Below are 20,361 nucleotides of genomic sequence, written 5' to 3'. Positions count from 1 at the left end.
GGAGGACATGATGCTGCTGCCCGACAGAAACACGATCGTCCGACTCCTGCGGTACTACCGGGCCCAGGAGAGGGCGGTCCTCGCCAGGCCGTCCGACCTGGCGATCCGCAGGCGCTTCGAGGACACCGCGTACACCCTGTGCGTACTGATGGGGGAGCGGACGGCGCGTGAGGCGGTCCACGCCGCCGAGCGGTACGTCGGCACGGTGCGCCCGGCCGCGCCCCGACAGGCCCTCGAAGGAATGCCCGGTTCCTGACAGACGGAAAAAGGGTCATTTTCCGGGGCAACAGGGGTATAGGCCCCTGTACGGAGGCAGAGGGAGGCGGGTGACCCGATGGCGTCGGAGCGGTTCACCGTCACGGCGGCGCCCGGTCCACAGCCCGGAGTCGTGGTCCTGTCCCTCACGGGAGAGCTCGACCACGACACGGCGGACGCGTTGCGCGGCTCGCTGGAGGAGCGGAACGGCGCGGTACGCATTCTCGTCGACTGCGAGAGGCTGCGGTTCTGCGATTCGACCGGGCTGAACGTCCTGCTGCGGGCCCGTCTCCACGCGCTGGAGGCGGGTGGCCGCCTGGAACTGGCCGGGCTTCGGCCGCCAGTGGCCCGGATGTTCGACATCACCGGGGCGCGCACGGTGTTCCGGGTGTACGAGAACGTGTCGGAGGCGCTCGGGGACCGACGGGCGAACGGCTAGACGGCGAGGGCGGAGGGAGCCGTGGGCGAGAGAGCCGGGGAGGAAGGGCAGGTCCGGCGGCTCGTGCTGTTCGGGACCAAGGGCGTGGTGATGCGCTGCCGCGACTTCACCGCCGAGGCTCTTGCCGACTGGGGATGGATCCCGGCCGAGAACGACGACGCGCGGGAGCGGGTCGACGATGTGCTGCTCCTGGTCTCCGAGGTGGTCACCAACGCCTGCCTGCACGCGGGCGGGCCCCAGGAACTGGTTCTGCGCCACCGCCGGGGACGCCTGCGGGTGGAGGTCTCCGACACGAACCCGGAGCCGCCCAGACGTCGCAGGCCCCGGGCCCCGTCCCTGCCGGGCGGCCACGGGCTGATGGTTCTCGACCGGCTCGCGGGGGACTGGGGCTCCGAACCCCTCGACCGCGGCAAGGTCGTGTGGCTCGAGGTCGAGTTCCCCTCCCACCCTCCCTGGTTCCGCGACGGCACCCCCGGCTCCCCCTGACGGCGCCGCCCTCGGCCCGGAGCCCCGGTACCTCGCGCGCCGCGCACCCCCCACGCCACGATCCTCATGCCGTGCCGCGCCCCCTCGCATACGCCACGATCCGCCTGTCGCGCCCCCCTCGCACACGCCACGATCCCCGTGCGGCCCACCCCTCACGCCCTCGCTCGCGCGGCGAACCCCCGCCCGGCCGGTCCGGCCGGGCGGGGGTTCACCGCCGTTCACATCACCGGGGTCCGGCGGGGGCCGTCCTCGTCCTCGAGCAGGCCGGCCCTGAGCTCCTCCAGGATCCGCGCGAGGAGCCGCGAGATGTGCATCTGGGAGAGGCCGAGCCGCTCACCGATCTGCGCCTGGGTCAGCTCCTCCCCGAAGCGCAGCGCGAGGATCGTGCGGTCCCGCGCGTCCAGCCCGGCGATCAGCGGCTTCAGCGACTCCAGCGAGTCGATCAGCTCGAACGCCCGCTCCTCCTCGCCGAGACGCCTGGCACCCGCGGTGACGGCCGACTCGTCGTCACCGGCCGGGGTGTCGAGCGAGCGGGCGACATAGCCGTTCGACGCCTGCTCGCCCTCCGCCACGCTCTCCTCGTCCATGTGCAGGTACGCGGCCAGCTCGGCCCGGGTCGGGCGCCGGCCGTGGCGCTGCTCCAGCGTGTCGACGGCCTTCGCGAGCTCGATGCGCAGCTCCTGCAGCCGCCGGGGCACCTGGACGGACCAGCTGGTGTCCCTGAAGAATCGTTTCATCTCACCCACGATCGTGGGCAGAGCGAACGCCGAGAACTCGACGTCCCGACCGACCTCGAACCGGTCGATCGCCTTGATCAGGCCGATCGTGCCGACCTGGATGATGTCTTCCGTGGGTTCGGCCCGGTTCCGGAACCGGCGGGCCGCGAACTTCACGAGGCTGAGATTCAGCTCCACGAGCGTGTTCCGTACGTACGCGTGCTCCGGCGTGCCTTCCTCCAGGCCCTCCAAACGGGTGAAGAGCGCCGTGGACAGCGTCTGGGCATCCGTCGTGCTCACCTCGGTGGGCCGGTCTATCTCGGGCAGACCGTTCAGCGCACGGTGGCGTACCGCAGCGGGTTCCGTGGAGGTCGGCTGGCGATCGGTGGACATAAGGACTCCCTCGACGGGGTGGCGTGGCCCCGTGCCGCCGAGCGGGGCGGCGACGGGGTCCGTCGTTCGAGCATCCTGAGAGAGACATTCCCCTTAAAGGTGGTTTGACACGAAATAACCGGTAAGAGGCGTTCTATGACGACTACGGTACGCCGGTTCGCTCTGGGTGACGGTCCGGGCGTGGTGGGAGAGTGCCGTGACCTCGTCCGCCAGGCGCTGCGCGAGTGGTTCGGCCCGTTGCGCGGAGCGCAGGAGATCCTCGTCGAGGACGTCCTGCTCCTCGTCTCGGAGGTCGTCACCAACGCGTGCAGGCACGGTGGCGCCCCGTACGAACTCCGTCTCGACCGCTCCGACGGCCGGGTGTGGGTGCAGGTCAGCGACACCAGCCCGGCACGACCGCACCCCCACGGCCCCCACGTCCCGAGCCGGTCCTCGGGGCACGGCCTCTTTCTGCTCGAACGTCTCTCCGCCGCCTGGGGCTGGCTCCGGCGCGGGGAGGGCAAGGCGGTCTGGTTCGAGGTCGAGATGACCTCCGCCGCCGCAGACGCTGCCGCTCCCCCACCCGGTGCCTAAAGTGGAGAAGCGGGGCGGGGGCCGACACGGGCGCGCAGCTCGCGTCCGTGACGAAGCCCGGTCCGCCGTTCCTGTCGTACAGGTGCCGCGAGAGGTCCGTGATGGAGAGTTCCCCCCGAGCGCCCGCGTCCGAGCCGCCGGAGCCCCCCGAACCGGGGGCCGAGGACGGTCTGGGAAGGCTCCTGAGAGGGCTCACCGCCGTACGCGACGGCGACCTCTCCGTGCGACTGCCGGAATCCGCCGGAGGCGTCCTCGGAGAGATCGCGGCCGTCTACAACGACATGGTCGACCAGCTGTCGCTCGTCACCTCCGAGGTCACCCGCGTCGCCAGCGAGGTCGGCGGACAGGGACTCCTCGGCGGCCGGGCCCGGCAGCCACGGGTGAGCGGCGTGTGGCGCGAGCTGACCTCCGGCGTGAACACCATGGCCGACAACCTGACCTCCCAGGTCAGATCCATCGCCCAGGTCGCGACCGCCGTCGCCCGCGGCGACCTCACGCGGAAGATCCGCGTCGACGCCCGGGGCGAGATCCTGGAGCTGAAGGAGACCATCAACACGATGGTGGACCGGCTGTCCTCCTTCGCCGAGGAGGTCACCAGGGTCGCCCGAGAAGTCGGTACGGAGGGCAAGCTGGGCGGTCAGGCCACGGTCCACGGCGTCTCCGGCACCTGGAAGGACCTCACGGACAACGTCAACTCCATGGCCGACAACCTCACCAACCAGGTGCGCAACATCGCCCAGGTGACCACCTCCGTCGCCCAGGGCGATCTGACCAGCCGGATCGACGTCTCCGCGCGCGGAGAGATCCTGGAGCTCAAGACCACCATCAACACCATGGTCGACCAGCTGTCCTCCTTCGCCGCCGAGGTCACCCGCGTGGCCCGCGAGGTCGGCACCGAGGGCAAGCTCGGCGGCCAGGCCGAGGTCGAAGGCGTCTCCGGCACCTGGAAGCGGCTCACCGAGAACGTCAACGAGCTCGCCGGCAACCTCACCCGCCAGGTCCGCGCCATCGCCGAGGTCGCGAGCGCGGTCGCCGAGGGCGACCTGACGCGTTCGATCAACGTCGACGCCTCGGGCGAGGTGGCCGAACTCAAGGACAACATCAACGCGATGGTCGGCTCCCTGCGGGAGACGACCCGGGCCAACCAGGAACAGGACTGGCTCAAGTCCAGCCTCGCCCTGATCTCCGGCCTGATGCAGGGCCACCGGGACCTGGCCGTCGTCGCCGAACTCGTCATGGACGAGCTCACCCCGCTGGTCGCGGCACAGTACGGAGCCTTCTACCTGGCCGAGGAAACCCCCGAGGGAACCGAGCTGCGACTCGTCGGCTCGTACGGCCGCCCCGCGGACAGCCCTGGCCCCGACCGGTTCCGGCTGGGCGAGTCCCTGGTCGGTCAGGCCGCTCGCAGCCGGCGCACCATCGCCGCCGACGGAGTCCCCGCCGACTACATCAGCATCTCCTGCGGCCTGGGCCGCACCGCCCCGGGCAGCCTGATCGTGCTGCCCATCGTGGTGGACGACCAGGTCCTGGGCGTCATCGAACTCGCCTCCTTCACCCCCTTCACGCCCGTCCACCGTGACTTCCTCGAGCAGCTCATGGAAACGGTCGGCGTCAACGTCAACACCATCGTCGCCAACGCCCGTACGGACGAACTGCTCGGCGAGTCCCAGCGACTGGCCGGCGAACTCCAGGCCCGGTCCGAAGAGCTGCAGGTGCAGCAGGACGAGCTCCAGCGCTCCAACGCCGAGCTGGAGGAGAAGGCAGCGCTGCTGGCGGCGCAGAACAGCGACATCGAGGGCAAGAACCTGGAGATCGAGCAGGCGCGGCAGGAACTCGAGGAGCGTGCCCAGCAGCTCTCGCTGGCCTCGAAGTACAAGTCCGAGTTCCTGGCCAACATGAGCCACGAGCTGCGCACCCCGCTCAACAGCCTGCTGATCCTGGCCCAGTTGCTCGCCCAGAACCCGACCCGCAACCTCACCGCCAAGCAGGTCGAGTACGCCGGCATCATCCACTCGGCCGGATCCGACCTGCTGCAGCTGATCAACGACATCCTCGACCTGTCCAAGGTCGAGGCGGGGAAGATGGACATCAACCCCGAGCGCGTCGGGCTGCGGCAGCTCCTCGACTACGTCGAAGCCACCTTCCGGCCCCTGACGACCCAGAAGAGCCTCGACTTCACGATCACCACCGCCCCGGGCGTCCCCGTCGACCTGATCACCGATGACTCCCGTCTGCGACAGGTCCTGCGGAACCTGCTCTCCAACGCGGTCAAGTTCACCGAACAGGGCAGCGTGGAGCTGCGCATCGAACGAGCCGCCGAAGCCGCACTGCCGGCCTCGGTCCACCGCGACGGCCCCGTGCTGGCGTTCCGGGTCAAGGACACCGGCATCGGTATCGCCGAGCAGCACCTCGAAGCCATCTTCGGCGCCTTCCAGCAGGCCGACGGGACCACGAGCCGCAAGTACGGCGGTACGGGTCTCGGCCTGTCCATCAGCCGTGAGATCGCACACCTGCTCGGCGGCGCGCTGACCGCGGAGAGCACCCCCGGTCAGGGCAGCACCTTCACCCTCTACCTTCCGGTCACCCGCCCCGACTTCCAGCGCGAGACCGAGCGGACCCCCGAGGACACCGACAGGACGGGCGCGTCAGCCGCGGCCGATCCCTCCGGCGCCCGCCGTTCCGTCCGTACCGAGATCGAAGCGCGCAAGCCCCGCCGGCTGCTGGTGATCGAGGAGCGCCCGCGCGGCCTGCTGTCCCTCGTCGCCGAGAGCGCCGTGGCCGAGCTCGCCGGCGGCCACGACCGGGACACCATCGAACTCGTGGCGGCCGTCGGCCCCGAGGAAGCGGCCAGCGCCCTGGCGACCGCTCCGGTGCACTGCGTGGTGCTCGAGCTCGACCGCGCCGACAGCGATGCCATGCACTTCCTCGACGCGATGGACGGCGATGCCGCACTGCGCAGCGTCCCCGTCCTCGCGCACAACAACCGGCGCCTCGACGCCGCCTTCGAGTCCACGCTGCAGGACCGGGCCCGTAAGCGCCCCCTGGAGCTGCTCTCCAGCCTGGACGAACTGCGGGAGCGGATCGCCCTGTACCTCTCCGCCGAGCAGCCGGGCGACGTCGTTCCCCTCGTCCGTATCGAGGAATCGCGTCCGCAGACCTCGGAGACCGTGGACGACTCCCTGCGGGGCCGGACCGTCCTCGTCGTGGACGACGACGCCCGTAACCTCTTCGCTCTGAGCGGCATCCTGGAGATGCACGGCATCGACGTCCTCCACGCGGAGAACGGCCGCAAGGGAATCGAGGCGCTCGTCGAGCATCCGGACATCGACCTGATCCTGATGGACGTGATGATGCCGGAGATGGACGGCTACACGGCCACCGCCGCGATCCGGCAGATGCCCGACCACACCGACCTCCCCATCATCACGGTCACCGCCAAGGCCATGCCCGGCGACCGCGAGAAGAGCCTCGCCTCGGGCGCCAGCGACTACGTCACCAAGCCCGTCGACGCCAATGACCTCATCGCGTGTGTCCGACGCTGGCTGAACCCGCAGCACGACGCACGGGTGAGCTCATGACCTCCTTCGAGAACTCCCACGAGAGGCGTCCCTCCAGCGGCTCGGCCGAGGACATCACCGTCCCCTCGGCTATGACGTCGATGGAAGTGGGTGTCGGCGACCCCGTGACCGCCCACCACGCCCAAGCCGACGCGGCAGCACACCAGGCGTCCACGGTCGGCCGCCTGGCGGCCACCGTGGAACGACTGCGCGCCGAGGTGCGCGCCGCGCATGCGGCGGCCGAGGGCCGAGCCCTGATCGAGCTCGCGAAGGGGGTGATGATCGAACGGCTGGGGTGCGGACCGACACAAGCCGCCCGACAGCTGACCGAGTTGGCCCAGCAGGCCGGCCTGTCCTCGCTCGAACTCGCCGCGGACATCGTCAACCAGGCCGCTCAGGACGAGGTCGCCGCGGTGGCGGAGGACTTCGTCCGGCACTGGAACGGGCCGGAGAGCGAGCCCGCGCCGTCCGTCGCCGTCCGGCTGCGCACCGCCGAGAGCGCCGCGCTCGCCGCGAGCGACACCCAGGCCGTCGCCGAATCCCTTCTGGAACACGCCCTCGCCCCGCTGGGAGCGACCGCCGTGGCCGTATGGGCAGCGGGTCTGGAGGCATCCCTCACCCTGTACGGCCATGCCGGCTTCAGCGCGGACGAGGCGGACCGATGGCGGTACGTCCCGCCGGGCGTCGTCACCGTCGCCCGACAGGCCCTCGACGAGCGACGCACCGTGCGGATCGAGTCCCTCCGCTCGGTGGGCCTGCCCACCATCGGCCGCGCCCAGTCACTGAACGGCGGGCGCGTCGCCCTGCCCGCCGGTACCGGGGGCCGTATCCACGGAGTTCTCGAGATCTGCTGGCCCGAGGCGCTCACGCCCCACTCGCCGGCCATCACCCGCCAGATCGAAGCCCTGGCCGAACTGTGCGCGCACACCCTCGAGAGCCTGCCGTCGTCCGTCGGCCTCCTGACGGGCACACGGGAGTCGGCCGACGTCTCGGAACTCGTCGACCTCTCGGACGGCCTGTACGACCCCGCACTCGTCCTCACTCCCCACCTCGATCCCGAGGGCCATCTCACGGACTTCCGTATCCGTCATGCCAACAACCGCTTCCTCGACCCTGCCGGGCGCCCCCGGAGTGCCGTCAACGGCGCTCTGCTGCTGGAGGCCTATCCGACGGCGGCCGGCGACAGCGAACTCTTCGAGAAGATCGAACGCGTCTACGCCACGGGCGAGCCCTTCCGCGCCCAGCGCATGACGCTCACCGCTCTGGTGGACCAGGTGTCGCTGGCCACCGTGGCCGACCTCAGCATCAGCCGGCACGCCGACAGCGTCCTGCTCATCTGGCGCATCGAGGACGAGACGGCGCGGCTTGCCAGTCTCCTGCAGCACGCGCAGCGCCTGGGGCGCATCGGCGGCTTCGAGGAGAATCTGATCACCGGGGACATCACCTGGAACGGGCAGCTCTTCGCCCTCTACGGACGAGCTGTCACCGAGAATCCGGTGCCCCTCCAGGACCTGGCCGAGCACGCCCACCCTGACGACGCCGTGGCCATCGGCCGCTTCCTGCAGGCGGTGCTGCACCATCGCCGCGCCACCTCCACCGCCTTCCGCCTCCAGCGGCCCGACGGGATCACACGCCACATCCGGGTCATCGCCGAGCCGGTCCTCGACGCCGACGGTCGGCTGCTCGCCGTGCGCGGCGCCTACCAGGACATCTCCTCGCAGCACTGGACCGAGGTCGCCCTGGCGGCCACCCGGGACCAACTCGCCCACACCGAGCAGGAGTCGGCGGAGCGCAACCGGCTCGCGCTGCAGCTCCAGCACGCCATCATGCCCCCGACCCGTGCCCCTCTCGACGCGCCGGGCCTCGACGTCGCCGTGCGCTACCGGCCCGCCGAGACGGAGTCCCTGGTCGGAGGCGACTGGTACGACGCCGTCGTCCTGCCGTCCAAGCGCATCCTGCTGTGCGTCGGCGACATCGCCGGTCACGGCATAGAGGCGGCGACCGGGATGGTCGTCCTGCGCAACGCCATGCGCGGCCTCGCGGTCACCGGCGCCGGCCCGGGCCAGCTGCTGTCCTGGCTCAACATCGTGGCGCACCACCTCAGTGAACAGGTCACCGCCACCGCCGTGTGCGGCGTGTACGACCCCGAGACCCGCGTGCTGCGCTGGGCCAGGGCAGGACATCTGCCACCCGTACTGGTACGTGGCGAGGAAGCCAGCACCCTCCCCCTGCTCCGGGGCCTTCTCCTGGGCGCTCTTCCCGAGGCGGAGTACGAAGAAGGGGAGGTGCAGCTGGAGCTGGACGACACGCTGCTGATGTACACCGACGGTCTCGTCGAGCGCAGGGACACCGCGGTTCAGGAGTCCCTGTCCCAGCTGCTCGCCGCGGCACAGGACCCGGCCTCCTCACTGGAACGCCGACTGGACCGGCTCCTGCTGCACAGCAAGTCGGACACCGACGACGACACCTGCCTCATCGGCATCAAGGTCTCGTGAACCGGAGGAGCGCGCGCCGCCGCTCCGGCGTCACAGGAAGCGGCGAACGGGAAGGACGGCCGTCTCCCAGGCGCGCTGGAGGAACGACCGGCCCTTCCAGCGGCCCTGCGACAGTTCGACGCTCGCCCGGATGTCGTGCTCGAAGTGTTCGTCGAGGCTGGCGGTGAAGGCCGTGTCGAGGACGGCGAGCATGACCTCTTCGTCGTGGTCGAGGGAGCGCCGGTTGAAGTTCGTCGATCCGATGAGAGAGGCGGCCCGGTCGACCGTGATGACCTTCGCGTGCATCATGGTCGGCTGGTACTCGAAGATTCTCACGCCGCAGGCGAGGAGATCGTCGTAGTAGTGCTGTCCGGCCAGTCGGCAGACGCGCTTGTCGGTGTGCGGGCCGGGCAGGAGGATCTCCACCTGGACGCCGCGGCGCGCCGTGGCGCACAGCAGCTCGATGAAGAAGGCGTCGGGTGCGAAGTAGGCGGTGGTCAGCCGGAAACGTTCCTGCGCGCTCTCCAGCATGACCCTCATCAGGGTCTGCATGTCCTGCCAGCCGAAGCTGGCCGAGCCGCGCACGACCTGGACGACGGCATCACCGTGCGGACGGTGGTCGATGAACCGGTCCCGTTCGTCGAAGAGTTCCTCGTGACACTCCGCCCAGTTCTGCGCGAAAGCGGCTGCGATGCCGTCCACCGCGGGGCCACGGACCTGGACGTGGGTGTCGCGCCATTCCCCTGTGTTCCTGGCATCGCCGCACCATTCCTCGGCGATGCCGACTCCACCGGTGTACGCGACCTCCTCGTCGACCACGAGGACCTTACGGTGGCACCGGTGGTTCTGCTTGAACGGGGAGAGGCGAAGCGGCCTCCGGAACCAGGACACCGTCACACCGGCGTCCTCCATCGCCCGTAGCTGCTCCTTCTCGATGAGCCGGCTGCCGAAGCCGTCCAGGAGCAGCCGCACGCGTATCCCCTCGCGGGCGCGATCGGCCAGAGCTTCCGCGAACTGGCGGGCTATGTCGCCTCTCCAGTACACGAAGGTCATCATGTCGACCGTGTACCGGGCCGAGCGGATGCTGCCGAGCATGGCCGGGAAGATCTCATCGCCGTTGAGCAGGGGCACCAGCGCGTTGCCCTCGGTCGCCGCGATGCCGATCAGACGTTCCAGTCGCCGTCGCAGCCGCGCACCGGAGCCTGAGGCCGCCATGCCGTGCGCGTCCTCCGTGAGCGAGACCTGGCGCGGCGGTCTCCGCGTACTTGTCATCGTGCGTCATCTTCCTGATCGTTCCCCGGCGTCCAGGGACACACGGTGTCGCGCCCAGGCGTGGCACGCGCTCCTCCCGGCGGGACCAGCCCCTCGCGCCGTTCCGGGGGGTCGGAACGGGGCTACTGCTCCGCGCTCTCCTGGCCCGCGGCCCGGCCCTGCGTGCCGGCGGCGGAATCCTGCTGCCGTACCGCCTCGAGCGCTTCGTCGACGTCCGCGTGGAGAGGAGTCGTCACATTGAGCCCGGTGATCTCGAGAAGGCGCCGGACGGCAGGCGTCGGAGCCACCAGGTGCAGGTCCCCACCCATCTCACGGGCTTCCCGGGCGCCCTTGATCACCACGTTGAGGCCCGAGGAGTCCATGAAGCTCAGAGCCGAGAGGTCCAACACGAGGTGGCGGCGCCCGTGCAGGAACTGATTGGCGACGTGATGGTGCAGGAACGTGGCGGTTTCGATGTCCAGTTCGCCGCCCACGGTGAGAATCGCGGTGACGGCGTCGCAGACCTTGACCTCGATGTCCAGGTTCTCTTCTCGCACGGACATGGCTCCTGCTTTCTGCGAATGTGGTCAGTTCGGGCTGAGCGACGGATCGCCGCCTGACAGCGGCTGTCCGGCACGCCTGCGTTTCAGTGATCGGCGACGGGCAGCGCAGACCCGAGGCAGCACAGCGGATGCCCCCCGGCGACCGCGCCTGGCGGCGGATCGCCACGTGAATGCCCGGGCCGCGGCCGCGTCATCGACGCGACCTGCGCGTGAGATCACCCCACACCGCCCAGGTCGGTAGCTTGTCACCCGGCAAATATTAGCGGGTGCGTCAACTCGCGGGGGCGTGCGATGGGGGCGGCATGGGCTTCCTCACTGCGGGTAACCGCAGGATCAGTGCCGTAACAGCGACTGAGGGGGAGTCAGGATGCGACGCACGGTTCGCAAGGACGATCATGGCAGCAGCGACGCGCCTGGCCACGGCACGCCCCGAGAGCCCGGCCGGGCACCGGCCCGTCCGCTGCTCCGCGCGGCCGCCATGCTCGCCGCCTTCGCGGGCACGGTCGCCTTCAGCGTCCTGCTCGCCCACCTGACCCTCGAACCGTCGGTCGCATCGGAAGCTCTGACCCACAGCAATCTTCGCCCGGGTGACTCGATCAGCGACTACCTCGGCCAGCCGGCGTTCCAGGACACCGTCAAGCAGCTGGGGGGAAACATCGTCCTGGGGATTCCGTTCGGCGTGCTGCTGCCGGTGCTGGCACTGCGAGCACGCGGCTTGCTCCGCGTGGTGATCATCACCGCCCTCACCATGCTGCTGGTCGAACTGGTGCAGGGAGCCCTGGTCACCGGACGGGCCTTCGACATCGACGATGTCATCCTCAACACCACCGGCGCCATGCTGGGGTATCTGATCCTCGGCCGCCGGCTGGGCAGGGCCGTGCACCCGCGCCGCCACCACTGGTGGCACCGTTGGACCAGGAGGCGAGGGGTGCCGTCCGGTACGCCCTCCGGAGAAAGGCCCACCTGACACGCGGGGCGCCCTGCTGTCGACGGCGCACGCGGACACGAGGGGCATGCCGCCCCGTCCGCGGCTCCGGACGGCTGACGCACCGCCACCGCAGCACCGACCTCGAACGAGACCGCCACGAGCCCGGTGGGTGGAGGACGTTCCTCGCCGGCTTGCGACAGTGATGCCGGGGCATACGGAACAGCACAACTCGAGAGGAGCCTGTTCATGCTCGGCATAGTGGCGGCTGTACTGTTCTTCATCGCCTTTCTGATCAACGCGGCGGACATCGGCACCAACGACGCGTTCTCTTCGACGAACCTGATGCTTCTGGGCCTGACCGCCCTCGCTCTGCATGTGGCGGGTGTCGGTGCCGGCTGGTCTTCGAGACGTCGACGATGACCGGCGCCCCGGCGCCCTGATGGGGCGCGTGCTGCTCGCGGAGGGCGCCCCGCTCGCGACGGCGCTCCGGTGGGAAGGGGGGCTGCGCTGAACAGGCGGGGCCTGCACGCAGCCCCACCGACCCGCGAGCACGGGTACGGGTGCGCCTACGCGAGCCGAGCGGACCCCGCCTGTCCCCTACGCCTGCTGCGCGATGTCCCGGACCTGCTGGGCGATGTCCTCCAGCACGGTCTTCGGGTCGGCGGACGGCGCGACGGCCTTGCCGATGTTCCGCTTGATGGTATTGCTGACCTGCAGCCAGGACGGTTCGCTGACCGGGTAGAGCTCGGCACTGCGCAGTGCGTTCAGGAACTGCGCGCTGCTGGGGTCCGCCGCCGCGTCCTTGGAGGCTTGGGTCGCGGAGATCGTCGACGGCAGGAGGTGGTAGCGCCCGGCGAATTCGTTGAGGTTCTTGTCCTCGTAGACGAATTCCAGGAAAGAAGACACCAGTTCACGATTGTCGTCGTGCTTGAAGGCCATCATCCAGTCGGCGACACCCGCCGACGGCAAGGCTCGCCCGTCTTTCAGCGTGTCCGACACCGGCATGCTCAGGGTGCCGACCTTCATGCCCTTCGCCCTCGCCTCGTGGAGGAGTGAGGGATAGCCGTTGAGCATGCCGACCTGGCCGCGCAGGAAGGCGGCGAAGGCGTCCTCCCGGTTGAGCTCGGCCGGCGGAACCGGACCGGTCAGGCCGGGCGCGACCAGGTTGTCCTTGATCCAGCGGAACGTCTGGGTGTTCTGCTCGGACGCGATGCTGTAGCCGCCACTGCTGTCGGCGTACCCCCCGCCGTTGCTCAGCTCCCAGATCAGGGCTTCGGCGTGCGCCTCCTCGGGGCCGAGCGGCAGGGCGTACGGGTAGGGCACGTCCTCCTTCTTCAGCGCCTGGGCCGCCTCCTTCAGCTCCGACCATGTCTTCGGCGGCTCCGCTCCGGCCTGCTCGAACAGCTCCTCGTTGTAGAAGAGCAGCCGGCTGCTGGCCACGAAGGGCAAACCGTAGAGGGTGTTGCCCACAGAACCCGCCTCTGCGAGCGGCGGCAGGAAGTTCGCCTCCGTCTCGACCGACAGCAGCTCCTCGGCGGCGTAGAGGCGGCCCTGCGCGGCGAAGTCGGAGTACGCGCCCATCAGGGCCACGTCAGGGGCATTGCCCTCCTCGACGAGGCGGGTGACCTCGCGGTCGACGTCGGCCCACTGGTGGAGCGTCACCTCGACCTTCGTGCCGGGGTGGGCGGCGGTGAACGCGGCGGTCAGTCTGTCCCAGTACGCCTTGGAGCTGGTCGCCGGGCTGTTGCCGTACTCGGCGGCCACCAGGCGCAGCGTCGTCCCGTCGCCGCTCCCGGACGAGCCGCAGGCGGTGACGAGGGAGCCCAGCAGTCCGATAACAACCACGGAGGCGGTCGCGCCGAAGAATCTTGGTCGCACGAATTGTCCTCAGGATCTTTTCGAAGGGTTCGTTCGGAATTCTCTCCTGGTCAGGAAGGCAGAGGGTGCCCTGCTCGCAGATTGTGGTCCTTGCTCCAACCGCGCCGGTCGCGACTGGTGTTTTCCGATAGGCCGCCGTCGATGACGACGCGCGTAGAACCCTCCGTGGTGCCCAACGCGACTCCTGGATGGAACATTGACGGAAAGGACGGAACAGATCGATCCGGGGGACCGGACGTTCGGCGAGCCGCGCCCCGGATACTGGGAGCGTGCAATTCATCGCCTTCATGACCCTGCCCGGGCTGGTCATCGTGCTGACCCTGCTGGCCTTCGCCGACCAGCTGCTCTTGCGCGCGGGCCGGGCCGGGGTGCTGCCCTGGCGGAACAGCGCACGCCAGGGCCAGATATCGGCGACCGGGTTCGAACAGCTGCATGCGAGCTTTTCACCAGGCAAGCAGAACGAACTGAAGGAGCGGCAGTCGGCACTGGTCATGCCGGACAACCAGGACGACGGTGCCCCGCCGCACAGGACGACGGTGGACCTGGCGGCCGGGAGGGCGGTCGTACGGATGCCGAGCGCCAGGCGGTAGGGGCAGGACCAGTCCGACCTCCTCGTTCACCCGATGCTCTGAACTCCGGAGTTCCCGATGATCGTCGTGGTCGGGGTGGTGGAGTCGTCCTCCGTGTTGTCGGCTGCGCCGGCGGTGCCCAACGCGTTGAGGAGACCGCCGTCTCCGAGAGTGTCAGCCGCGGCGTGGGGCGCTCCGGACAGGGCGAGGGTGAGTCCGGCGAGGGCGACGGCGGCGAACGAGCGCTTCGTGTTCTTCATGCCAGGCGAACGATCGCAAAGAGGTCGGGTCACGGACCACCCGCTCGCGACGGCGGTCGTGCCCCCGCCGACCGCGAGCGGGGAAAGGCCGGTCGCTCGCCGATGGGCTGGGAGAGGGCCGCGCGATCCGGCCGCACTCGCCGCCGACCGGGGGGGTGCGCGGATCGTGCCGGCCGGCCGCGGGCGTCATCGGTGCCTTGCAGCCGCCGTCTACGCTTCCGGCATGCGGCGCAGCGATGTCACACGGGACGACGGCACCTGGGTGGGCCTGTCCCTGGACGTCCAGGACCGCCCTCAGCCGGAGCTGTGTGTCTTCAGTGCCGGGCAGCGGCTGCTCGTCACCCAGTCGTCGCGGCCTGTGCTGCTCGCCGTCGTCGACGAACACCTCCAGGGCGTGGACTTCTGGCGCACCGACGCATATCGCTCCTTCGTCCCGCCGCTGCGCGCCGACCTGGGGCGCGCCCTTTCGGGCAGCCCTGAACGGTGGGCTCACCGCTTCGCGCGGTGCCTCGGCGACTCGCCGGGCAGCCCGTTGCACGAGGGCCGATGGCTGCTCTCGTGCGAAAGCCCGCTCCAGCGCTGGCGCCCCGCCGCCACTCCGCATGCGGAGTACTGGAGCTCGATGCTCGTCGAAGGCCATCCCGACGGGTACATCGACTGGTTCTTCCACTCCACATCGTTCGAGATCCTGCCGCTGCGACCCATGCCCGATCCGGGTGCCGGCCGGGTCAGGGCCTACCGCAAGCAGGCCCGGGAGGGGACGCTCCCACCCGTTCTGCTGTGGTGGGTCAGTGGCCTGGACTGTCATCTGATCCTGGACGGTCACGCGCGACTCGCCGCGGCCATCGCCGAGTCCATCGAGCCTCCGCTGCTGGAGTTGCACCGCACGGTGCCGCGCGATGACATGGCCGCACGCACCGATGAGGCCGCGGCCTTCTACGCGTACGAACTGGCACGCTTCGCCGAACTCCGCGCCGTCCACGGCCCCGCCGTCCCGGACGGCGCCGCGACCGCCGGCCCCCAGCTCGTCCGCCTCCTCCATGACCTGAACACCACGCGACAGCCGACCTGGGCCTGGCCCCTGCCCGGAGGGGAGGACCGGTGGCATCGCATCGCACGCGAGGTGACCGCCGGCAAGGGCCGGTTTCCTGCCTGAGCCCTGCCTCCCTCGCCCACGCGCCCCGGGGCGACCTGCTGTCGGAGCGTCCTCCTCGGCGCAGCAGGTGCCGCCCATGGTCCTGACGGGTGACGTTCCCGCGGAACGACGCCCCGTGACCCATGTCCCGGGACAGCAGCCCGATAGTCGCGGCCATGGCCCCTGCCCGCAGGACACCCCGACCACGCCGTGCGGCCCTGACCACCGCCCTCACCGCGGTCACCGCACTCCTCGCCCTCAGCGGCCCCGCCCCGGCTTCCGCCGGCGTCCCCACGACAGGTGACGGCGGCCATCGCAGACACTGCACGAGCTCCACTCCGCCCGCCCGTGGCCACGCGCGCGACGTCCTGCGCATCGCCGAGGAGGCCAAGCGGGAACTGGGACTGAAGTCCGTGATCCTCCGGGTCACCATCGACGGCCGCGAGCTCCTCACCTCCGCGCTCGGGGAGTCGATGACAGAGGTACCGGCCGACCCCGCCATGCACTTCCGCAACGGCAACATCGCCATCAGCTACCTGGGCACGGCCAACCCCGGCGCTCCGGACGGCCACACCGCCCACACGATCGTCCAGCGCATCGCCGCCGATCTGACCCCCGGTCACCCCATTCCCGACTTCGGCTAGGACGTGGCCGTCGGTCATGTGACGCGCCCTTCCCCGGATCGTTGACGCACCTCCGCCCGGCGTTCGCCGGGTCCCGCACGTGCAGGACGGCGGCGGGCCCCGGCGAGCGTGTGCTGCTGATCCAGTTGCTCCCTGGTGCGAGCCGCCGTCACCACGTAGCGTGCTGATCTGTCGTATCGGGGTGGGACGAGGAGTTGACATGACCAGCACGCGCAGGCTGTTCCTGGGGGCGTTCACGGCGGGGGCCGTGACGGTGGCCGCCGGGTCGGGGACCGCGGCGGCGGCCGAGCCGGAGGGCGCCCAGGCGGACGGAGACGTGATCTACCCGGGCGAGGTGCGGGCCAGGAACTTCAAGAGCGACGGCGGTGCCACGTCGACGTTCCTCGCGGTCTCCACGGCTACGACGGCGAAGCTCCACGCCGTGACCGCGTACCAGGCCGGTGTGGCCGGCGACGGTGTCGCGCTGAACGTCGTGTCCGCCAACCCTGACGACTCGGCGATGTACCTGTCCGGCGCGGAGAAGACGCACGGCACACTCAAGATCACCCACCGCGGCCACGTGGACGCCTCGGACGGGGGAGCCGCCGCCGTCTCCATCTACCTGGAGACGACCGGCGTCACGGACGCGTCGGGCGGCACCGCCGCCCAGGGCATCTTCGTCACCCACACCACCGGACCCACGAAGGGCAACCTCATCACCCTGCGGAACAACGGGGTGGACGACTTCGTGGTGAAGGGCTCAGGGGCGGTGGGCATCGGCGTCGCGATCGGTGCGACCCCGCGCGGCCGCGTGGAGATCGCCCAGCGGGACTCCTCGATCGGGCTGCTGATGCAGGCGAACTCCGACTCGACCAGCCGCCTCGCCGAGTTCCGCGACCGAGCGGGCGTCGCGAAGCTCCGCGTCCTCAACAGCGGTGCGCTCGCCAGCCAGAACGCCATGTTCGGAGTGACGAGCACCGAATCGTACGGCGGCGGCGACGGCGTGATCGGCATCCGCAACGCCACCACGGTCCCCACCAGCGATCCGACGAACGGCGGCGTTCTCTTCGCGGAACGCGGCGCCCTCAAATGGCGCGGCCCCTCCGGCACCGTGACCACCATCGCGCCGGCCTGATCCCCGCCCACCGACCCGTCGACCGACCCCGAGGCATGTACCCCCGTATGGAACTGACTCCCGAACAGCTCGTGTCCGAATTCCAGGACGCCGTCGTGGAGCTGTACTTCGCCCGCAAGCGCATCGCTCTCCTGGAAGCCGAGAACGCGGCGCTCCGAGAGCGCCTCACCCCCGCCGACCCGCCCACCACCCCGGAGCCCTGACCCCGCCGCGCCCCACCCGGCCGGGCGCCGACGGCGCCCGGCCCGCTCAGGATCGTCTCGCGAGGTCCGGGCAACTCAAGAGGGCCTGCTCGTTCGGGTGGCGAGCTCGGCGCCGGTGGCCCTGCGCCGCCGCCTCGCGGCGACCGCCGCCAGCACCACTCCGACCGCGATCACCGCGAGGCCACGAAGCCACACCAGAGCCTCGACCTGTGTGGCGAGGACGACACAAGAGACCATGCCCAGGACGGGAATCGCGAGCGGGGCCCAGAAGTGATCGGACTCGCCCGAGTCCCGGCGCAGGACGAGGACCGCGGTGTTGACGATGAGGAAGACCACAAGGAGCAGCAGGACGAGTGTGGAGGCCAGTTCGGCGACGCTTCCCGTCAGCGCGAGCAGCATCGCCGGCCCCGTCGTGGCCGCGATCGCGACCCACGGCGTACGGCGGCCCGGCAACACCTTGGTCAGTCCGGCCGGCAGCAGTCCGTCGCGCGCCATGCCGTACGCGAGCCGGGACGACATGATGCCGGTGAGCAGCGCACCGTTGGCCACGGCGACGAGTGCGACGGCACTGAACAGCCAGGTCGGAACGCCGCCCGCTGCCTTGACGACCTCGAGCAGCGGACCGCTCGACCCGGCGAGCCTGTCGGTCGGCACGGCGACGGAGGCGGCCATCCCCACCAGTACGTACACGGCGCCCGCCGCCGCGAGCGCGCCGAACAGAGCCCGGGGGTAGGAGCGTCGTGGGTCCTGGGTCTCCTCCGCGACGTTCACCGAGGTCTCGAAGCCGACGAAGGAGTAGTACGCCAGCACCGCACCGCTCAGGACAGCCGCGGCCGCGCCCTTCTCCGGGGTGCCGAGCTGGAGGAGACGGCCCGGATCGCCTTCGCCGCGCGCCAGCAGCCAGGCACCCAGGCCGATGATGACGGCGAGGCCGCCGACCTCGATGACGGTGGCGACGACGTTCGCCCGCGTCGATTCCTTGATACCCCTGGCGTTGACCAGCGCGAGAACGACCAGGAAGGCCACGGCCACCCATGCGGCGGGAAGCGTCACGAACGCCGCCAGGTACTCGCCGCCGAACCCACGGGCGAGGGCCGCGACCGAGACGACTCCCGCGGCGAGCATGCAGAATCCGGCGACGAAGCCGACGACCGGACCGAACGCCCGTGTGGCGTAGTGGGACGCTCCACCCGCCCTCGGGTACTTCGTCGCCAGCTCGGCGTAGGAGGTGGCGGTCAGCAGAGCCAGCAGAAGGGCGACGACGAGGGGCACCCACACGGCGCCGCCCGCGTCGGCGGCGACCTGACCGACCAGGACGTACACACCGGCGCCGAGGACGTCTCCGAGGATGAAGAAGAAGAGCAGGGGGGTGGTGAGGGCTCGCTGGAGGGAAGGCTCGGTCGCGGCCGTCGGGGGTGCGGTTTGTCCTGTCGACATGTCGGCTCGTATGTCCTGGATGGCCGGAAGCACACCCCTCCCACCAGCACTTCACTCCTCAGACGCGTCACCGTGTGCTGCGTTGGGCGTCCAGCGGCGAGACACGCGCCTTCCCGGGCGCCTTCGGCGAGGTGCCGGAATCAGGGCCTGGGATTCGTGCGGTGCCACCGAGGGCGGGCGTCGGCGCCCCGGCGACCGGCGACAGAGGCGCACCGCGGGCACAGGAGCCGGACACGGTCCGCCGCGCCGCCGGACTCCGGAAAGGTGTCCGCCCAGGTGATGTGCGAGAAGCGGGCGAGCTGAGAGCGGCTGAGGGAAAGACCGCACACGGTCTGGTTCATGCCGGGCTCCCAGGCGTGCACCTCCCCGGCGGGCAGGCGGCGCCTGCCTTCCTCCTCGTCCGTCCACTGCCCGGAAGCGGCGACTGCGTACTGCTTGGGGCGTGCCATGGCGTACTCCACAGTGCTCGGTCGATCGAGCGAATGCCCGGCCTGTCGATTTCGATGCCCGCACGCCGGGCCGATTCGTCCGGGCCCTCGCGGGAACGCGGTCATGACCCCGCTGGAAGACAGGTCTCCCGGGGCGCGCGTCCTCACTCGACACCGAGCGTGAGCGGTCGAGTACGCGGACAGAGGTTGATTCTGATTCCGGATATAGACGTATATCCGGGGAAAAGGGGTACGCGAGGCGTGCGAAAGCAGCCGGAAAGCTGATCGTTTCGATGGGACCAGGAGGAGCCTTGAGCGACTTCCAGGACAGGGACCGTTCCGACCGGAGTACGTCGGAGGCGGTGGCGAAAACGGCTCAGGCCAAGGTGAGCGAGGGCGCCGGGTTGGTCGGCGGCAAAGCCGCCGACGTCACAGGCACCGCCAGGGAACAGGGAGCCGATGTCGTCGGCGAAGCGACGAGTCAGGCCCGTGACCTGGTGGGGGAGCTGCGGGATCAGCTTCAGGGCCAGGCGCACACGCAGACGCGCAACCTCGCGCAGAACGTGCGCCGACTGGCGGACGAGCTGCGGGAGATGAGCGAGAACGGCAAACCGGAGTCCAGTGCGGCGGGCGTCGTGCGGCAACTGGCCGACGGAGGGCACCAGGTGGCCTCCCGCCTCGAGCAGCGAGGACCCGACGGGCTGGTCAGCGATCTGCAGGACTTCGCGAGGCGCAGGCCTGGCGTGTTCCTGGCGGGAGCGGCCCTCGCGGGATTCGCTGTGGCGCGGGTCGGGAAGGGCATCAGCGCCTCCGCCTCGTCGGGTGCCGGTGCGGGAGCCGGTGACGGTGCGGGGGCCGGCGGTACGGGCCAGGGTGCCGTGCCGCCGCGTCCGACCAACCCACCCCATGGCCGGGCCACCGGCAGCAGCCCTGGCGTTGCGCAGCCGGGTTACCAAGACCCGCTGGACACCTACGGGCAGTCCCAGCCGCCTCACGTGACGCCGTCGTACGGGCCGACGGCCCCGACGACCCCCCAGCGGCCGACGCAAGGGAGCTGA

Annotated in this window: 21 protein-coding genes; 14 read left to right on the top strand and 7 right to left on the bottom strand. The window is 70.3% G+C overall.

Annotated features, from left to right (window positions below):
• Window positions 1-10: 10 nt before the first annotated feature.
• From ACZ4VW_RS08070 to ACZ4VW_RS08060, 3 genes are all read left to right on the top strand, one after another.
• Window positions 11-256, top strand: a complete 246-nt coding sequence (locus ACZ4VW_RS08070; protein ID WP_467960787.1) for a DUF5133 domain-containing protein — start codon at window positions 11-13, stop codon at window positions 254-256.
• 78 nt (window positions 257-334) lie between these two features.
• Window positions 335-694, top strand: a complete 360-nt coding sequence (locus ACZ4VW_RS08065; RefSeq protein ID WP_467959705.1) for an STAS domain-containing protein — start codon at window positions 335-337, stop codon at window positions 692-694.
• 21 nt (window positions 695-715) lie between these two features.
• Entirely contained in the window at window positions 716-1,180 is a 465-nt protein-coding gene (locus ACZ4VW_RS08060) for an ATP-binding protein (protein WP_467959703.1), read from the top strand.
• A gap of 218 nt (window positions 1,181-1,398) precedes the next feature.
• Here the strand turns inward: ACZ4VW_RS08060 and ACZ4VW_RS08055 are convergent, their stop codons facing one another.
• Window positions 1,399-2,289 carry a SigB/SigF/SigG family RNA polymerase sigma factor gene (locus ACZ4VW_RS08055; protein WP_467959701.1) on the bottom strand — a complete coding sequence of 297 codons (891 nt, stop codon included), beginning with the start codon at window positions 2,287-2,289 and terminating at the stop codon, window positions 1,399-1,401.
• Window positions 2,290-2,424: 135 nt separating this feature from the next.
• On the opposite strand from ACZ4VW_RS08055, the gene ACZ4VW_RS08050 reads away from it, so the two are divergent.
• The 3 genes from ACZ4VW_RS08050 (at window position 2,425) to ACZ4VW_RS08040 (ending at window position 8,914) form a co-directional block, all read left to right on the top strand.
• On the top strand, window positions 2,425-2,862 hold the full coding sequence (locus tag ACZ4VW_RS08050; RefSeq protein ID WP_467959699.1) for an ATP-binding protein: 438 nt from the start codon (window positions 2,425-2,427) through the stop codon (window positions 2,860-2,862).
• Window positions 2,863-2,963: 101 nt separating this feature from the next.
• Window positions 2,964-6,440, top strand: coding sequence for a HAMP domain-containing protein (locus ACZ4VW_RS08045; RefSeq protein ID WP_467959697.1), 3,477 nt, complete (start codon window positions 2,964-2,966; stop codon window positions 6,438-6,440).
• A gap of 71 nt (window positions 6,441-6,511) precedes the next feature.
• A complete protein-coding gene (locus ACZ4VW_RS08040) occupies window positions 6,512-8,914 on the top strand; it encodes a SpoIIE family protein phosphatase (RefSeq protein WP_467960786.1) in 2,403 nt (800 codons plus the stop codon).
• A gap of 30 nt (window positions 8,915-8,944) precedes the next feature.
• On the opposite strand, the gene ACZ4VW_RS08035 is transcribed toward ACZ4VW_RS08040, so the two are convergent.
• Together ACZ4VW_RS08035 and ACZ4VW_RS08030 are read right to left on the bottom strand one after the other, a co-directional pair.
• Window positions 8,945-10,108, bottom strand: a complete 1,164-nt coding sequence (locus ACZ4VW_RS08035; protein ID WP_467960784.1) for a phospholipase D-like domain-containing protein — start codon at window positions 10,106-10,108, stop codon at window positions 8,945-8,947.
• A gap of 179 nt (window positions 10,109-10,287) precedes the next feature.
• The gene (locus tag ACZ4VW_RS08030) at window positions 10,288-10,707 is read right to left on the bottom strand and encodes an STAS domain-containing protein (protein ID WP_467959695.1); all 420 of its coding nucleotides are present in this window, start codon (window positions 10,705-10,707) and stop codon (window positions 10,288-10,290) included.
• A gap of 367 nt (window positions 10,708-11,074) precedes the next feature.
• Between ACZ4VW_RS08030 and ACZ4VW_RS08025 the strand changes: the two genes are divergently transcribed.
• Together ACZ4VW_RS08025 and ACZ4VW_RS08020 are read left to right on the top strand one after the other, a co-directional pair.
• A complete protein-coding gene (locus tag ACZ4VW_RS08025; protein ID WP_467959693.1) occupies window positions 11,075-11,674 on the top strand; it encodes a VanZ family protein in 600 nt (199 codons plus the stop codon).
• A gap of 207 nt (window positions 11,675-11,881) precedes the next feature.
• On the top strand, window positions 11,882-12,055 hold the full coding sequence (locus ACZ4VW_RS08020; RefSeq protein ID WP_467959691.1) for a hypothetical protein: 174 nt from the start codon (window positions 11,882-11,884) through the stop codon (window positions 12,053-12,055).
• A 177-nt stretch (window positions 12,056-12,232) separates the two neighbouring features.
• Here ACZ4VW_RS08020 and ACZ4VW_RS08015 read toward each other — a convergent pair whose 3' ends face one another.
• Window positions 12,233-13,513 (bottom strand): extracellular solute-binding protein, encoded by a 1,281-nt coding sequence (locus tag ACZ4VW_RS08015; protein WP_467959689.1) that lies wholly within the window; start codon window positions 13,511-13,513, stop codon window positions 12,233-12,235.
• A gap of 269 nt (window positions 13,514-13,782) precedes the next feature.
• On the opposite strand from ACZ4VW_RS08015, the gene ACZ4VW_RS08010 reads away from it, so the two are divergent.
• On the top strand, window positions 13,783-14,103 hold the full coding sequence (locus tag ACZ4VW_RS08010) for a DUF6191 domain-containing protein (protein WP_467959687.1): 321 nt from the start codon (window positions 13,783-13,785) through the stop codon (window positions 14,101-14,103).
• Between the two features lie 26 nt (window positions 14,104-14,129).
• Here the strand turns inward: ACZ4VW_RS08010 and ACZ4VW_RS08005 are convergent, their stop codons facing one another.
• Window positions 14,130-14,342: a hypothetical protein gene (locus tag ACZ4VW_RS08005; protein ID WP_467959685.1), complete on the bottom strand. Its 213-nt coding sequence runs from the start codon at window positions 14,340-14,342 to the stop codon at window positions 14,130-14,132.
• Window positions 14,343-14,565: 223 nt separating this feature from the next.
• Between ACZ4VW_RS08005 and ACZ4VW_RS08000 the strand changes: the two genes are divergently transcribed.
• From ACZ4VW_RS08000 to ACZ4VW_RS07985, 4 genes are all read left to right on the top strand, one after another.
• Window positions 14,566-15,498 (top strand): hypothetical protein, encoded by a 933-nt coding sequence (locus ACZ4VW_RS08000; RefSeq protein WP_467959683.1) that lies wholly within the window; start codon window positions 14,566-14,568, stop codon window positions 15,496-15,498.
• 155 nt (window positions 15,499-15,653) lie between these two features.
• Window positions 15,654-16,121 carry a hypothetical protein gene (locus ACZ4VW_RS07995; RefSeq protein WP_467959681.1) on the top strand — a complete coding sequence of 156 codons (468 nt, stop codon included), beginning with the start codon at window positions 15,654-15,656 and terminating at the stop codon, window positions 16,119-16,121.
• A gap of 199 nt (window positions 16,122-16,320) precedes the next feature.
• A complete protein-coding gene (locus tag ACZ4VW_RS07990; RefSeq protein WP_467959679.1) occupies window positions 16,321-17,235 on the top strand; it encodes a hyaluronoglucosaminidase in 915 nt (304 codons plus the stop codon).
• Window positions 17,236-17,282: 47 nt separating this feature from the next.
• Window positions 17,283-17,438, top strand: coding sequence for a hypothetical protein (locus ACZ4VW_RS07985; RefSeq protein ID WP_467959677.1), 156 nt, complete (start codon window positions 17,283-17,285; stop codon window positions 17,436-17,438).
• A 75-nt stretch (window positions 17,439-17,513) separates the two neighbouring features.
• Here the strand turns inward: ACZ4VW_RS07985 and ACZ4VW_RS07980 are convergent, their stop codons facing one another.
• Together ACZ4VW_RS07980 and ACZ4VW_RS07975 are read right to left on the bottom strand one after the other, a co-directional pair.
• Window positions 17,514-18,875, bottom strand: a complete 1,362-nt coding sequence (locus ACZ4VW_RS07980) for an APC family permease (protein WP_467959675.1) — start codon at window positions 18,873-18,875, stop codon at window positions 17,514-17,516.
• A gap of 140 nt (window positions 18,876-19,015) precedes the next feature.
• Window positions 19,016-19,324, bottom strand: a complete 309-nt coding sequence (locus tag ACZ4VW_RS07975; protein ID WP_467959673.1) for a hypothetical protein — start codon at window positions 19,322-19,324, stop codon at window positions 19,016-19,018.
• A gap of 290 nt (window positions 19,325-19,614) precedes the next feature.
• Between ACZ4VW_RS07975 and ACZ4VW_RS07970 the strand changes: the two genes are divergently transcribed.
• Window positions 19,615-20,361: a hypothetical protein gene (locus tag ACZ4VW_RS07970; RefSeq protein ID WP_467959671.1), complete on the top strand. Its 747-nt coding sequence runs from the start codon at window positions 19,615-19,617 to the stop codon at window positions 20,359-20,361.

Source organism: Streptomyces sp. NPDC029139, from assembly GCF_055564335.1.
This window is presented reverse-complemented; position numbering and strand designations above follow the sequence as displayed.